Genomic DNA, 16,191 nt, shown 5'->3' on the forward strand with positions numbered 1-16,191 from the left:
GGCGGTCCGCGCATAGTGCTCCCTATTCAGCAGTGATGTTCACGCACAGGTAAACCCTAGGGCGCTTTGTCAACTTGATGACTGTCCGCACTCGGGGTCCAGTCCCAGAATAGTTGAGGCCTTAAGAGCCAAAAACCATAAGAGGAGATGGGTATGTTGTCAATGCCACGCATGTTGTCCGGCACCGCGCTCGCTTGCGCGGGCGCTGCCTCGTTGCTGAGCGCGAGCATCGCGCATGCGCAGATTTCCGACGATGTTATTCGAATCGGGTTCATTACCGACATGTCCGGCGTCTATTCCGGCCCCGACGGCCCCGGCGGGGCAGAGGCCATCAAGATGGCCATCGAGGAAATGGGCGGTGAGATCAACGGCAAAAAGATCGAGCTATTGACGGCGGACCATCAGAACAAGGCGGACATCGCGTCGGCCAAGGCGCGCGAATGGTTCGACCAGCGGGGCCTGGACATGCTGATTGGCGGCACCAATTCCAGCACGGCGCTTGCCATGTCGAAGGTGGCGGCCGACAAGAAGAAGCCGATCATCGTGGTGGGCGCGGGCGCCCCGGCGCTGACCAACGAGCAATGCACCCCCTACACCCTGAACTACGCCTACGACACCGTCGCGCAAGCGCGCGGCACGGGCGCGGCGGTGGTGAAAGCGGGCGGCAAGACCTGGTACTTCCTGACGGCGGACTACGCCTTCGGCAATGCGCTGCAGGCCGACACCACGAAGGTGGTCGAGGCGGCGGGCGGCAAGGTGGTGGGGTCGGTCAAGCATCCGCTGGCCTCCAGCGATTTCTCGTCCTTCCTGCTGCAAGCGCAAAGCAGCAAGGCGGAAATCCTGGCCTTGGCGAACGCGGGCGCCGATGCGACTAACTCGATCAAGGCGGCCAACGAATTCGGCATCACGAAGACGATGCGGCTGGCCGGGCTGATCATGTTCATCAACGACATCCACGCCATGGGGCTGGATGCGGCGCAGGGACTGTACCTGACCGACAGCTGGTATTGGAACACGTCGGACGAGACGCGCGCCTGGAGCCAGAAATTCTTCGAACGGCGCAAGGCCATGCCGTCGTCGCTGCAGGCGGCGGACTATTCGGCGGCGTTGCAGTACCTGCGTGCGGTCAAGGCCACCGGAACCGACGACGCCGACCGCGTGTTGGCGCATATGCGCGAAAACAAGCTGAACGACCTCTACATCAAGGACGGCGTCGTCCGCCCGGACGGCCGGGTGGTGCACGACATGTATCTGCTTCAGGTCAAGACGCCCGCCGAGTCGAAGGCGCCCTGGGACTACTTCAACGTGGTGCAGACCATCGACGGCAACGAGGCCTTTACGACCAAGGCGGAAAGCCGCTGCGCGCTGTGGAAGTAAGGAGAACCCATGTCTAAACGCAAAGTGATCGTGACCATCGCCCCGACGGGGGGCATGGCGCTGAAAAGCCAGAATCCGCATCTGCCGACCCAACCCGCGGAGATCGCCGACGACGTCTACCGCTGCTACAACGCCGGGGCCAGCGTGGTGGCCCTGCATGCGCGGCGGCCGGACGATCTGGCCACCTGCAACGCCGACATCTATCGCGACATGAACGAGCGCATCCGCGCGCGTTGCGACATCGTCCTGAACAACTCCACGGGTGGGGGCGTGCATGGCGACATGGTCAAGGAGACGTCGCCCGGTACGTGGGAGATCCTGTGGGAAGAGCGGCTCAAGGGCATGGACGCCGGCGCCGAGATGTGCACGCTGGACGCCACCACCTTGAACCTGGCCTTCGGTGACCGCGAATACCTGATGAACACGCCGCTGACCCGGGCGCGCGAGATGGCGGCCGCCATGCAGGCACGCGGCATCAAGCCAGAATGGGAGGTGTTCAGCCCGACGCACATCCTGCAGGATGCGACGACGCTCATTAACGAGGGCCTGGACGAAGCCCCGCATTTCATCAACCTGGTGATGAACGTGCACCGCAATTTCCAGAACGCCATGCCGTTTTCGCCGCGTCATCTGCAGATGATGGTGGACCTGCTGCCCAAGAACAGCATTTTCTGCGTCAGCGGCATCGGACCCGCGCAGCTGGAAGCCAACATCAGCGCCTTGCTGCTGGGTGGGCATGCGCGCGTGGGCCTGGAAGACAATCTGTACTACCGGCACGGGGAATTGGCTACCAATGTCCAGTTGACCGAGCGGATCGTGCGCGTGATCCGGGAAATGGACATGGAACCGGCCACGCCTGCCGAGGCGCGCGAAATGCTGGGCCTGCCTCTGCGTAGCGGCATCCGGCCGGCGTTCGCGCTGTGACCGGCCCCCAACCCTCCACCGACCAAGCAACATGATCGACTCATTGAAAGGCAAACGCGTCCTCGTCACCGCAGGGGCGCACGGCATCGGCCTGGCCATTGCCCGCAAATTTCTGCAGTCTGGCGCCGACGTGCATATCTGCGATGTGAACGCGCAAGCGTGCGAGGCTGCGCGTGCCGCGCATCCGGCCTTGAGCGCCAGCGTCACGGACGTCTCTGACGAAGCCCAGGTGCTTGCCATGTTCGAAGACCTGTCCGGCCGATGGGGCAAGCTGGATGCGCTGATCAACAATGCGGGCGTGTCGGGCCCGACAAGCCGGCTGGAAGACACCGCGCTGGACGCGTGGCGGAATACGCTGGACGTGAATCTGACCGGAACCTTCCTTTGCTCTCGGAGCGCCGTGCCTTTGCTGCGGGCGGCGGGGGGCGGGTCCATCGTCAATATCTCGTCCGTGGCGGGCCGCCTGGGCTTTTCGTTGCGCACGCCTTACAGCGCCAGCAAATTCGGCTTGGCGGGCCTGACGCAGACCTGGGCCATGGAACTGGGCCCCGACGGCATCCGGGTGAATTCCGTGTTGCCGGGGGTCGTGGCCGGAGACCGCGTGGAACGCGTGATCGCCGCCCGTGCGACGGCGGGCGGGGTCAGCAACGATGACATGCGCATGCAGTTGGTGGAGAAAGTCTCGCTGCGCCGCATGACGCAGCCGGAGGATGTAGCCAACCAAGTGGCGTTCCTGTGTTCGGACGAGGGCGCCATGATCAGCGGGCAAAGCATTTCCGTGTGCGGCAACGTGGAGCACCTGGGATAAGCCAGGGGTCGGCCGCCGGATAGAATGGTCTGCTTCTATGGCAACCATTCCTCTGGCGAACAGACCGCATGACCCGGGCATTCGAACTTGAAACGCTGAAGATCCGCATGAACGACGCGGACCTTCAGCCGTTGGATCTGCATCAGCGCATTCAGCGGGCGCTGCGCGCCCTGATCCTGGACGGCGCGCTGGACCCGGGCGTGAAGTTGCCCGCGACGCGCGCCATGGCCACCTCGCTGGGGGTGGCGCGCGACACGGTCGAAAATGCCTACGTCCAGTTGCACCGTGACGGCTACATCGTGCGGCGTGCGGGGTCGGGCAGTTACGTGTCCGACACCGTGGGCGCGGAGTTGCGCGGGGCCGCAAGGCGCCGCATCAAGCTGGTCGACGACAAGCGCGAGGCGGCAGCGCCCGGCGCGGGCCTGAGCCGCCGGGGCAGGATGATATTCGACAGCGGTGGCGTGACGGATCAGCAGGCGGTCCGGGCCTTTGCCACGGGGCTGCCCGAGACCCGGACGTTTCCAACCGACATCTGGGAACGCTTGCAGCGCCAGGCGATGAAGGAACACCGCGGCCAGGTGTTGCTGCATGGCGACCCGCAAGGCGCCGCGCCGCTACGTAAGGCGATCGCGTCCTATCTGAACCTGGAGCGGGGCGCCAACGTGTCGGCGGACCAGATCCTGGTGCTGAGCAGCACGCGGCAAGCCCTGTTCCTGTGCGCGCAATTGCTGGTGGATGCCGGCAAGCCGATCCTGTTGGAGAACCCGGGCTACTTCGGCGCGAAGAAGGCCTTCGAATCGGCCGAGGCCAGGATCGTGCCCATCGACGTGGACGAGCAGGGCATCCGCACGGACCTGCTGCGCGCGGATCGCAGCGGCGCCAACTGCGTCTACGTGACGCCCTCGCATCAATACCCCACGGGGGCGACGCTGTCACTGGCGCGCCGGCTGGAGCTGACCCGCTGGGCGGCAGAGAACGGCAAGTGGATCATCGAAGACGATTACGACAGCGAGTTCCATTACGAAGGCTTGCCGACGGCCTGCGTGCAGGGCCTGGACAAGTATCAGCGCACGCTTTATATCGGCACCTTCAGCAAGACGCTCTATCCGGGCCTGCGGATGGGCTACATGGCGCTACCCACCGAGCTGGTCAGCGCCTTTGCCTATGCGCGCAGCATCCTGGACGGACACACGCCGCAAATCTTGCAGCTGACCTTGGCTCGGTTCATGGAAGACGGGCACTACAACGCCCACATCCGCGCTATGCGCAAGCTGTACGCATCGCGTCGCGACGCCATGTTGCAAGCGCTGGACAAGCACATGGACGGCATTGCGGTGGCGCTGCGGCCGGAAGGCGGGTTGCAGATCCCTTGCCTGCTTGCCCGCGGCTGGTCCGAAGAAAAAACCATCCGGCAGGCGGCCGGCGCCGGCCTGTTGCTGCCGGGGCTAAGCCGCCTGTATGCCGGCGCAGACAAGCGGCAAGGCTGGATCCTGGGATATTCGTCGTTGACCGCGCACGAGATCGACACCGCCATGCGGCGCTTGTCTGCCGCGCTCAGGAAGCGGTAGGCGGCGAGGCTACGGTTTGGCCGGGTTGGCCGAATTTGGGATCGGCGCGCGGCTGCCGCCGTGCATCAGCAGGTGCGCCGTCAGGCCGGCGACAAGCCCCCAGAAGGCGCCGCCCACGCCCAGCAGCGTGACGTTGGCAGCCGTGGCCAGGAAGGTGATCAGCGCGGTTTCCCGGGTGCGGGCGTCGGCCATGGCGTTGGCCAGACTGCCGCCGATGGCGCCCAACAGGGCCAGCCCGGCCAGCGTGGTGATGAAGGCCTTGGGCAATACCATGAACAACGTGGCCAGCGTCACGCCGAAGGTGCCCACCAGGATGTAGAGCGCCCCGCAGGCCAGCCCCGCAACGTAGCGCTTGCGCGCATCCGGGTGCGCGTCCGGTCCCGTGCAGATGGCTGCGGTGATGGCCGCCACGTTGAACGCGTGCGCGCCGAACGGGGCCATGATCAACGAACCCAAGCCGGTCACCGTCAGGATGGGATTCGCGCTGGTCTTGAACCCGTCGTTGCGCAGCACCAGCATTCCCGGCATGTATTGGCCCGTCAGGGTGATGATGAATAGAGGCAGTGCGACGCCCAGCAGCGCCTGCACTGAAAAGCGGGGCATTTCGAAAACGGGCGCGGCCAGGCGCAGGTGGATGGCCGAGAAGTCGATCCGGTGCTGTGCGATCAGCATCGCCACGCCGATTGCAAGGATGCCGACCACCGCGAAGCGTGAGGTATAGCGCTTGAGCAGCGCATACGAGATGACCAGCACGATGACCAGCAGCGGGTCGACGCTGGCGCCGCCGAATGCGTTGACGCCGAACTGCAGCAGGATGCCGGCCAGCAGGCCGGCCGCGATGCCGCCGGGGATCATGCGCACCAGTTTCTCAAACGCACCGGACCAGCCCAGCAGAATGAAGCCCAACGCCGAGACCACATAGGCGCCAATCACTTCGCCATAGGGCGTGAACGGCATCACGGTGGCCAGGAAGGCCACGCCCGGCGTCGACCAGGCCGTGATGATGGGTTCCTTGTAGCGAAAACTGAGCAGGGCGCCGGTAACGCCCACGCCGATGGAAACGGCCCACACCCAGGACGCCGTCTGGGCGGGCGTCAGCCGGGCCAGTTCGGCCGCCTGGAACACCAGCACGAAGGTCCCGCCGTAGTTAACGAGGACCGAGATCAGGGCGGCGACGGTGGGCGAAAAGAAGTCGGCGGGTCGAAGGCGAGCCGGCGATGTCGTCATGAATCACTCCAGATTGCGAAAGGGGCCGCAGGGCGCGCAGCCGGAACAAGGCGCAAAGTGTAGGAGTGATGTGGACTGGCATTTCATGCCACATCGGAATGCTTCAACAGACCGCTTTTGGTGCTATGCCTGCACCTTCGCGGGCTCGTAGAAGCAATAGCCGCTGTTGCGCAGCGTCTTGACCGGCAGCGTCTGTCCGCTGACGTCTTCCACGCGACGCCGCAAGCGGCGCATCTGCGTATCCAGGCGGCGCTGGTCGTAGTCCAGGTAGTCGAAGCCCAGTGCTTCGATGATCTGCCGGCGGCTGATGTTCTCGCCGGGTTGGCTCATCAGGCAGCGCAACACCAACAGGTCCTGCTGCGACAGCGGCACGGCCGGCGCGCCGGGAATGATCAACCGGCGAGGCCCCACTTCCAGGGTCCAGTTGGGCGCTGTCGGTTGGACTGCAGGCGGCGGGAGCCGCTGCAGGCCCAGTCGGCGCTCCAGGGCGGCCAGCACGGCGGCCAGTTCGTCCAGGTCGCAACCTTTGCCCAAGTAGTGGTCGGCGCCCAGCCCCAGTCCGGAAATCCGGTCTGCGCTGGTCTGCCGCGCGCTGAACACCACGATGCCCACTTGCTGGCCTTCCTGACGCAGGCGTTGGATCAGGTCCAGGCCACAGCCGTCGGGCAATCCGATGTCGATCACCGCCAGGCGATGGCGGTCGGCGTCGAAATGCCGGTCGAATTCTTGCAGGCTGGACACGCAACTGGGCGCGTAGCCAAGCTCTTCCAGAAACTCGCCCAGCTCTTGGCGCAAGACGGGTTCGTCTTCCAGCAGGATGACCTCAGGCATGGGACGCGCCTGCGCGGAAACCGCTGGAGGGGTGGTGTAATCTGCGTGGCTGCACGGGATTGCGACTCGATGAAACGGAAATATTACCCCACGGTGTGGGCGGGATTGATGCTGTTGGCGCTGACCTTGGCCGCCGCATTGGCGGGCGCCGGGCAGGCGCGCGCAGAGCCGCTGCGTCTGAACGCGCAGTTGGGGCTGGCGGACGCCGCGGGCCATTTGGAACGCCTGGACGATCCGGCCGGTACGTTGACGGTAGACGAAGCGGCCGATGCATCGGGGTGGGCTGGCCTGCCGGCTGGCCTGAGCGCGGGTTTCACCCCGACCACCGTCTGGCTGCGTCTGCCGGTGCAGGTGGATGATCTGGCGCGCGGGGGCTGGATGCTGCGGCTGAGCAACGCGCTGCTGGACGATGTGCGCCTATACGTCCATCAGGATGGCGACTGGAGGCCGCTGGGGTACAGCGGGGAGGATGTGCGGCGGCGCGATTGGCCGGTTGACTATCGCACCCCGGTGATTCAGTTTGATCCGCCCGCGCCGGGGTCCTATGTGATCCTGGCGCGGCTGCAAAGCAAGAACGCCCTGGCGACGCGCCTGGAGGTCTGGCAGCGGTTGGCGTTCGATAACCAGTCGCGGCGCGAAGGGCTGCTGTTCGGCCTGTATTTCGGCTTTTATTTGCTGCTGATCTGCGTGCACGCCGTATTCTGGTGGGCGACGCGCGCACCCATGAGCGGCTTGTTCCTGGCCTACATCGGCAATTGTGTTTTCAATGAAGTGATGTCGCTGGGACTGGTGCAGCAGCTGACGGGCTTGCCGGTGGGCTGGAGCGACCGGATGCTCGGCGTGGGCATTGCAGTGAGCTTGCCGGTGGCGTTGCGGATTGCTTTTGCCCAGCTGAATCTGGGCGCGCTGTATCCGCGTGCGGTGCGCTGGCTGGAGCGGTTGTTCTGGGGTATTGCTGTGGTGTGCTCGGCACTGGTCGTGTCGGGACACTACGGGTGGGGCATGCAACCGGTCCAGTTGCTGGCCTTGGCGCTGATCGTGGGGTTTACGACGCTGGCCGCCTATCTGCTGAAAAAGGGCTGGCGTCCGGCGCGCTTTTTCGCCCTGGCTTTCGGGGTGTTCTATATCGGCGTGCTGATTGCCTTCTTGCGCAATCTGGGCGTGCTACCAGTCAACGTGTTTACGGAATACGTCTCTACGCTGGGCACGATGCTGCACATGCTGCTGCTCAGCCTGATCATCGTGGGGCGCTACGAGCGCCAGCGCCGCGACATGGAGCGCCAGCAGGCCAATCTGGCGGCCGACATGGCGCGCCAGCACAGCCATCGGCTAGAGCAGGAGGTGGCGTTGCGCACGGCCGAAATGCAGGGTGAGATCCAGCGGCGGGTCGAACTTGAGGATGAACTGCGCGCATCGCTGGAACAGGAACGTCGCGTGTTCGCCGAGCAACGCGAATTCGTGGCGATGGTGTCCCATGAATTCCGTACGCCGCTTGCCATCATCACCACATCGGCGCAGCAACTGGGCCGCAATCTGGCCGCGCCCGTCGAGAAAAGCCTGGCGCGCTGCGGCAATATCCGCGATGCGGCCATGCGCCTGTTGGCGCTGGTCGACGAATACCTGACCCATGACCGTATGCGCGAACCTAGCGCCGAATTGCGCCTGACGCAATGCGACCTGCTGGCGCTGCTGGCGGATCTGGACCGCGAGTTTCCCGCGGGCCGCATCCAGTGCGTCTATGGCGCGGGCGAACACGTCTTGCTGTGCGACGCCGGCTTGCTGCGCATCGCGTTGCGCAACTTGCTGGCCAATGCCGACCGGCATTGCGCGCCGGGCAGGGCGGTTCGAGTGACGCTGCGCGAAGAGGGCGACTGCCTGCATATCGACGTGGCCAACTCCGGCGACCGCATTGCTTCCGCCGAGCAGGCGCGCTTGTTCCAGAAGTACTACCGGGGCCCGAACGCCTTGCGCCATCCAGGTGCCGGCTTAGGGCTATACCTGGTCAGGACAATCGCCGAGCGCTTGGGCGGTTCGGTGTTCCTGAAGAGCGCGGGTGGGGCTGAGCCGGTGTGTTTCTGCCTGAGCCTGCCGCGCCGGCTGAAGGGAGCGGGGGCAGGCTGATCGCGCCGGGGATGGCGCCGCCCGCGGTGTCGACACCCGACAATCTGTTGCAGAAAAGCATCTATATGTTTCTGGCGGGGCTAGCGCCCGGAAGGGTAACTTCGCCTAATTGCACGCTACATCGCGTTTTTTTGAATCTCGTAAGCCCAATTCTCGAACATTTTCGACGTGCTTAGATTTGCTCAGATTTAAAAACGCAATCATCGGTATATTTTAGCAGCGAAATTTACAAATTGTGACGCTGCCCGATTCAGGAATATCCGATGAAAAAGCCTTCCCTTAACCACATCTTCCGCCTGGTCTGGAATGAAGCCCTGGGCGTGTATGTGCCGGTTGCTGAACACGCCAGCGCGCGTCGCAAGCGCAGCAGCGGGTCTGCCGCGGCATTGACAGCGGCATTGTTGCTGTCCGGGCCGGCATTGGCCGCGGATCTGCCCACCGGGGGCAATGTCGTGGCGGGGGCGGGGTCGATCAGCCAGAACGGCTCGGCGATGACCATCAACCAGCAGACCGGCAAGATGGCGGTGGACTGGCAGAGCTTTTCCATCGGCAAGGGCAACAGCGTCACGTTCAACCAGCCGGGCCGCGATTCGGTCGCGCTGAACCGGGTGCTGGGTCCGGACGTGTCGGTGATCCAGGGCGCGCTGAACGCCAACGGCCAAGTGTTTCTGGTCAACCCGAACGGCGTGGTGTTCACGCCGACGGCGCAGGTGAACGTGGGCGGCATCGTCGCCAGTACGCTCAACATCAGCACCCAGGATTTCCTGGCGGGCAACTACAAGTTTGAAGGCGCCAGCAGCAACGCCATCATCAACCAGGGCAACATCACGGCGGCCCCGGGCGGCACCATCGCGCTGATCGCGGCCAAGATCACCAACACCGGCAACCTGACGGCCGACAAGGGCAACGTCCTGCTGGGCGCCGGCAGCCGCGTCAATCTTGACCTGGGCGGCCCGGTCAAGATTGAAGTGGAACAAGGCGCGATCGACGCGCTGATCGAACAAGGCGGCGCCATTCGCGCCGACGGCGGCGTGGTCTACCTGACGGCCAAGGCCGCGGGCGATTTGGCCAGCACCGTCATCAACCACACCGGCATCACGCAAGCCAAGACGCTGGCCACCGGCGAGAACGGCAAGATCGTGTTGCTGGGCGACATGGTCAATGACCGCATCGCCGTGGCCGGCAAGCTTGACGCCAGCGCGCCCAACGGCGGCAAGGGCGGTTTTGTGGAAACGTCGGCGGCAAAAGTGACGGTGGCGGCAGGCGCGGTTATCACCACCAAGGCGGTCAGCGGCCAGCATGGATCGTGGCTGATCGATCCGACGGACTTCACGGTCAGCCCGGGCACGACGGGTCAGACAGACAGCGGCATCGGCGCCGATACGCTGTCGGCCAACCTGGACAACGGCAATGTAGAGTTGAGGACCGTTGATAACGGCTCGCAGGCCGGCAATATCAACGTGAACTCGGGTGTGAAATGGAGCGCCAGCACGAAGCTGACGCTCAGCGCGCATGGCGCCGTGACGATCAACGCACCCATCACTGCGACGGGCGATGCGGCAGGACTGGAGTTGAATCTCGGCGGTTTCAAGCAGCGGGGATTCTCCTCGACGGGCGACACCTATACGGTCAATGCCCCTGTCACATTGAGCGGTGCCAACGCGTCTTTGACGATCAACGGCGCGAACTACACGCTGATTCAGAACATGGATCAGTTCAAGGCCATCAATAGTTCCGGGCTGACCGGTCGCTACGCATTGGGCCAGGATCTGGACGCGAGCGGCCAGGCCTACACCCGGTCGCTCATTAATGCGGGCTTCAATGGCGTGCTGGCCGGCATGGGGCACACGATTTCCAACGTGACCATCAACGCGGCCTCGAACGTCGCCATGATTGGCCTGATCTCGACGACTGGAGCCAACGGCGTGATTCGGGATCTCGGCCTGAAGAACGTCTCTGTGACGGGTGGCACGCGCGTCGGCGCTTTGGTTGGTGATAACCAGGGTGGCCAGATCATCAACTCGTATGCGCAAGGGGTCGTGAACGGTGGGGCGACGGTGGGCGGCCTCGTCGGCATGTCCACCGGCAGCATCAAGAATTCCCATGCCGACGTGAACGTGACGACGACGTCCGGTTACACCGGCGGTCTGGTGGGCAACAACGCCGGCGACATTTCCAACTCCCACGCGACCGGCGCCGTCGCTGGCGGCGCGGGCTCGTATTTTGGCGGGTTGGTGGGTTACGTCACCGCCGGCAACCTGACCGATGTCTACGCGACGGGCAATGTGATCACGAGCGGCAATTCTGCCGGCGGCTTGGTGGGCGCCAGCTTGGCCAGCATGATCAAGAATGCCTATGCGACCGGGGATGTGACGGCAAACTTCAACGTGGGCGGGTTGATCGGCTATGGCTATGGTGTGACGATCGACTCGGTTCACGCGACCGGAAAGTTGACGGCGATCACGAACCAGACCACGACAGGAGGTATCGGTGGCTACCTGCGCTTCGCCTCATCCGTGACCAATGCCGTGTGGGATAGCGCCAGTACGGGAGTCTCCGTCGCGGTCGGAACATCCACCGAAGGAACGACGTTCGCTCCCACTACGACCAGCGTCACGGCTCTCAACCGCTACTCGCGCTCGGCCTACGCCAATTACGGCACCTGGACGCTGGTGCCGGGAACCCAGGACGTCTATGTCGCCAAGGATACCGGCGGCAACGCAAAGTGGATCATGATCGAAGGGCGCACCCGTCCGTTCCTGGCCAGTGAATACAGCTTGGCAATTTCCAACGACCATCAACTGCAGCTGATAGCCTATGACCAAGCCGCCAGCTACAACATCGTTCGGGACTTCTCCGCGTCTGCAACTGGCGCGGCGTCGGCGGGCACCAGTGGTATGTGGAGCGCCAATGGCTTCAGCTCCCTGGGCCGCGTGGGTTATGGCTTCACGGGAAGTCTGAATGGCAATGGGCATGCGATTTCCGATTTGTCGATCGTAGAAGCGGCTTCATATGCCGGACTCTTCGGCATGATTTCGGAAGGCGCTACCGTCAGGAACCTGGGTCTCGACAATCTCAGCGTCAGCGGCAATGGTGAACTGGTGGGTGGACTGGCGGGGTTCAACGGCGGCGTCGTGGATAGCGTCTACGTCAATGGAAGCGTGTCGAGCGCGCGCCCAACAACGGAGTTGGGTGGCCTGGTTGGCCGGAATTATGGCCATATTTCCAACGTCTACACGTCTGGAACCGTGCAAAGTGGCGCGACGACCGGAACGTACGTGCATGTTGGTGGATTGGTTGGCATCAATAACGCGAACATCAGTCAGGCGTACTCCACGAGTCTTGTCCAGACAGGCATTGCCCGGAACACAGCTGGCGCGCTTGTCGGCACAAACAACGGCATGATCAATAACAGCGTGGCAGCCAGCACGGATGCGGCGGGTAATCCATTGGGTTCCGTCAATAATTCCAGATTGGTGGGCGTGAATAACATGATGGTGAATGGCGGCGGCATGAAGACTGCCGCGCAGCTTAGCCAGCAGTCGACGTTCGCAGACTGGAGTATCGATAATCGGGGTGGCACGGGTGCGACGTGGCGCATCTACGAGGGCTACTCGACGCCCTTGCTCCGCGCCTTCCTCAAGCAAGTGACCGTGAGCCTGGCCGACAAGGTCTACGACGGGCAATTGAGCGGCGGCACCGGCTACATTTCGTCCAATCCCAGTGCAGAGCTGAGCGGCAGCATCAGCTACACCGCCAACTCCAAGAACGCAGGCACGTACACCGTGGCCGACGGCTCGTTGACCGTCAATGGAAGCCTGTATTCCAACCAGCAAGGCTACGACATCATCTATGCCGATGGCCTGAGCCTGAACGTGCTGAAAAAGGGCGTCACGATAGACGTCACGGCGGATGACAAGACGTATGACGGCAATACCCTTGCCGTCGTGCGCGGTCAGGCCGGTAGTGGCTTGATTGCGGGCGATAACCTGGGCGCCCTCGGTGTCGGGAATTTCTCGGACAAGAACGCGGGCGCCGGCAAGACCGTCACGGTCGGCGGCATCACGCTGAACGGCACGGATGCCGGCAACTACTTCATCTCATCCATCACGTCGATCGCTCCCAAGGCAACCATCTCGGCCAAGGAGCTCACCGGCACGATCACCGCGTCGGGCAAGACCTATGACGGCACGCTCACCGCCGACACCAACGGGGCGCTGGCGGGCCGGGTCGCGGGCGACGACGTGACTTTGTCCACGACGGGCGCCTTTGCCGATAAGAACGCCGGGCGTGGAAAGTTGGTCAACGTCAGCGGCAGTCTGGCAGGGGAAGATGCGGGCAACTACGTCTTGAACGCCAATACCACCACCACTGCAGACATCGCCGGGCGCCAGCTGACCGCCACGTTGGGTACATCGGATAAGGTCTACGATGGCAACACGGCCGCCACCGTCACTGGCGGCAACACTATCACCGGCATCATCGAAGGCGATTCGCTCGGCGTGGCGGGGACATTCGCTGACAAGAACGCGGGGGCAAACAAGGCGGTAGCCTTCTCCCTGACGGGCGAAGACGCAGGCAACTACGTGTTGAGTGTTGCCGATGCGCGCGCCACCATCAGGCAACGCGTGCTGGGCATCGCCGGATCCACGGTCGCGGGCAAGACTTACGACGGCAGCACCACCGCGCAGGCTGTCGCCGGTTCGCTTACCAATCTTGTCGGAGGCGAAACACTGGGCGTCGGCACCTTGGCGCAGTTCGACAGCGCCAACGCCGGCAGCCGTAACGTCAATGTGCACTACGCGCTGACCGACACCGGTTCCGGCCTTGCCGCCAACTATGTGTTGGCCGATACGCAGCACCAGGCTGTCATCGATCGTCGCGCGATCACCGTGGTGGCGGAAGACAAGACCAAGCGCGTGGGTGACGCGGACCCGGCACTGACGTGGCGCATTGTCCAGGGCAACCTGATCGGCAATGACTCGCTGGCGGGTGCACTGAGCCGCGCTCTTGGCGAGAGCGCAGGTAGTTACGCGATCAGCGCTAACGGCCTGTCCAACAGCAACTACCTGATTGCCGCGCAAGATGGCACGCTGGTGGTCAGCAACGCGGTGCAGCCGCCCGACACCGTGGTGGTCGGCAGCCCCGTGCCGCCGGATAACCGCCGCGCGTCTGCGCAGTCCGCCGCACAGTGGTTGCAGGCCGCCGTCGGCACCGCCAACTCGATCCCGCCGAACCTGACTGGAGAGTTGAGCTATGTGCCGGTCACCTCGAGCAGTCAAGGCCAAGATCAGCCTTCCACGGAGCGACCGCCACAGAACGCTGGCCAAGGCGCCCGTGCCATGCAAGGCCCTGCTCAGGTGCTGGTGATCGATGGCGGTGTCCGCCTGCCGGAAGGTCTCCTCCCGGGCAACATCTGATCCCTGCACTCCGATACGGCAATCTGTTCCTTACTTATCCGCTTGCCGGTGACCACGGCCCTTTGGGGCCGTGGGCCGCCGTTCCGCATACCCGATTTCACAAGATCATGACGCTAGCTTCGTTTACCGCTCGTCCGCATTACCTGGCGCTGGCCCTTGCCGCGCTGCTGCCCGCTTCCGCACCCGCCTGGGCGCAGCAGGTTCCCAACGCCGGCCGCGTGCTTCAGGAGCAACAGGCGACCGAACCTGCGGCGCCGGCCCCGTCGCCCGAACTGAACCTGAGCAGCCCCGTTCCCGGCACGGTTGCGCCGGGCGGCCCGCAAGCCAGCGTGACCCGCATTGACCTGACGGGCAACCAGGCCTTTTCGACCGAGCAATTGCTGGCGCGGTTGGGCGACTATCAAGGCAAGTCCTTTGACTTGGCCGGCATGCAAGACCTGGCCAATCAACTGACGCGCTACTACCGCGATGCGGGTTATCCGTTTGCACGCGTCTATCTGCCGGCGCAAGGGCTGGAAAACGGCGTGCTGCGCCTGCAAGTCGTCGAAGGCCGTTACGGCGAGGTCAAGACCGAAGGCGATGCCACCTTGGCCGCGCGTGCCCAGGCCTACCTGAGCCCGCTGAAATCCGGCGACATCATCGAAAGCGCCTCGCTGGAGCGCGCGGCGCTGCTGCTGTCGGACCTGCCTGGCGTGACCGCCAGCCCGATCATTCGCCCGGGCCAGCAACTGGGCACGGGAGACCTGGTCGTGCAGGTGGACCGCGGGGACCGCGTCAACGGCAGCGTCGGCCTGGACAACCAGGGCAACCGCTACACGGGCCAGTACCGCGCCAACGCAGCGCTGTCGATCAACAGTCCCTTCATGCTGGGCGACCAGATCACGCTGCGCGCGCAGCGCACCAGCGAAAGCCTGAACTACGGCGATGTAGGCTATAGCGCGCCGCTGGGCAGTTCGGGTCTGCGCGGCCGCGTCGGCTACGGTTACACCGGCTATGAGCTGGGTAAGGAATTCAGCGACCTGGATGCGCACGGCACCGCCAAGGTGGCCAGCGTGGGGCTGAGCTATCCGCTGATCCGTTCGCAAAGCCGCAACCTGACCATCGGTATTGATTTCCTGCACAAGAAGCTGCGCGACGATTATCGCGCCGCCGAGATCGAGCAGAACAAGTTCAGCAACAGCGTGCCGATCGCAGCGCAGTTCGATGTGCGCGACAGCCTGGGTGGCGGTGGACTGACGTATGGCGCCTTGAGCTGGACGCCGGGCACCTTGAAGCTGGACGGCAATCTGGCCACCGCCGACAGCCTGAGCGCGAACTCGGCGGGGCACTACAGCAAGCTGAATCTTGACATTGCGCGCCTGCAATCCGTGTCGTCGCGCTGGAGCCTGTTCGGCCGCTTCAGCGGCCAATGGACCAACGACAACCTGGATTCGTCCGAAGACTTCGGTCTGGGCGGACCCGCTGGCGTGCGGGCCTACCCTGTAGGCGAAGGCTACGGTGACCGTGGCTGGCTGGCGCAGGTGGAAGTCCGCTACGCGGCAGGCGCAGTCACCCCGTTCGCGTTCTACGACGCGGGCCGGGTAGAGATTTCCTCCCATCCCTGGCAGGCCGGCGAGAACTTCCGCCGCGTCGCCGGGGCAGGCGTCGGTGCCCGCGTTGCCGTAGGCGGCTGGCGGGGCGAAGCCACGGTCGCTTGGCGCACCGATGGCGGCGCACCGCAGTCCGACAGCCGGGACCACAAACCCTTGTTCTGGGTAAGCGCGCAGTACTTGTTCTAAGCCAGCGCGCCGGCTTGGCCCCTGTCTTCCTCCCGGGGACAGGGGCTTTTTTTTTGCGTCGCGTCATCGCGTCAGGAAACATTCAGCCACGACGGTTCTTGTTACGCATTCGCGGGCTATCCGTGTAATACCCGGTT

9 protein-coding genes are annotated in these 16,191 nt (G+C 64.1%); 7 read left to right on the forward strand and 2 right to left on the reverse strand.

Translation table 11 applies throughout. The features are described 5' to 3' along the window. The first annotated feature begins 162 nt into the window (after positions 1 to 162). The 4 genes from AC27VE_RS03880 to pdxR all read left to right on the forward strand — a co-directional run bounded on the left by AC27VE_RS03880 (position 163) and on the right by pdxR (position 4,677). Positions 163 to 1,377, forward strand: coding sequence for an ABC transporter substrate-binding protein (locus AC27VE_RS03880; RefSeq protein ID WP_488703137.1), 1,215 nt, complete (start codon positions 163 to 165; stop codon positions 1,375 to 1,377). Between the two features lie 9 nt (positions 1,378 to 1,386). Then, complete coding sequence (locus AC27VE_RS03885) at positions 1,387 to 2,301, forward strand: beta-keto acid cleavage family enzyme (RefSeq protein WP_280026679.1); 915 nt, start codon at positions 1,387 to 1,389, stop codon at positions 2,299 to 2,301. Between the two features lie 31 nt (positions 2,302 to 2,332). Further along, complete coding sequence (locus AC27VE_RS03890) at positions 2,333 to 3,109, forward strand: SDR family oxidoreductase (protein ID WP_315133272.1); 777 nt, start codon at positions 2,333 to 2,335, stop codon at positions 3,107 to 3,109. A gap of 68 nt (positions 3,110 to 3,177) precedes the next feature. Next, the gene (gene pdxR / locus AC27VE_RS03895) at positions 3,178 to 4,677 is read left to right on the forward strand and encodes a MocR-like pyridoxine biosynthesis transcription factor PdxR (protein ID WP_488703079.1); all 1,500 of its coding nucleotides are present in this window, start codon (positions 3,178 to 3,180) and stop codon (positions 4,675 to 4,677) included. Between the two features lie 9 nt (positions 4,678 to 4,686). On the opposite strand, the gene AC27VE_RS03900 is transcribed toward pdxR, so the two are convergent. Then, complete coding sequence (locus AC27VE_RS03900) at positions 4,687 to 5,904, reverse strand: benzoate/H(+) symporter BenE family transporter (RefSeq protein ID WP_488703080.1); 1,218 nt, start codon at positions 5,902 to 5,904, stop codon at positions 4,687 to 4,689. A 123-nt stretch (positions 5,905 to 6,027) separates the two neighbouring features. After that, positions 6,028 to 6,735 carry a response regulator transcription factor gene (locus AC27VE_RS03905; protein WP_088590781.1) on the reverse strand — a complete coding sequence of 236 codons (708 nt, stop codon included), beginning with the start codon at positions 6,733 to 6,735 and terminating at the stop codon, positions 6,028 to 6,030. Between the two features lie 69 nt (positions 6,736 to 6,804). Between AC27VE_RS03905 and AC27VE_RS03910 the strand changes: the two genes are divergently transcribed. The 3 genes from AC27VE_RS03910 (at position 6,805) to AC27VE_RS03920 (ending at position 16,054) form a co-directional block, all read left to right on the forward strand. Beyond that, positions 6,805 to 8,856, forward strand: a complete 2,052-nt coding sequence (locus tag AC27VE_RS03910; RefSeq protein WP_488703081.1) for a sensor histidine kinase — start codon at positions 6,805 to 6,807, stop codon at positions 8,854 to 8,856. 263 nt (positions 8,857 to 9,119) lie between these two features. Then, on the forward strand, positions 9,120 to 14,276 hold the full coding sequence (locus AC27VE_RS03915; protein WP_488703082.1) for a YDG domain-containing protein: 5,157 nt from the start codon (positions 9,120 to 9,122) through the stop codon (positions 14,274 to 14,276). Between the two features lie 107 nt (positions 14,277 to 14,383). Beyond that, complete coding sequence (locus tag AC27VE_RS03920) at positions 14,384 to 16,054, forward strand: ShlB/FhaC/HecB family hemolysin secretion/activation protein (protein WP_488703083.1); 1,671 nt, start codon at positions 14,384 to 14,386, stop codon at positions 16,052 to 16,054. The last annotated feature ends 137 nt before the right edge of the window (positions 16,055 to 16,191 follow it).

The organism is Achromobacter sp. 18P8.1.1, assembly GCF_057799415.1.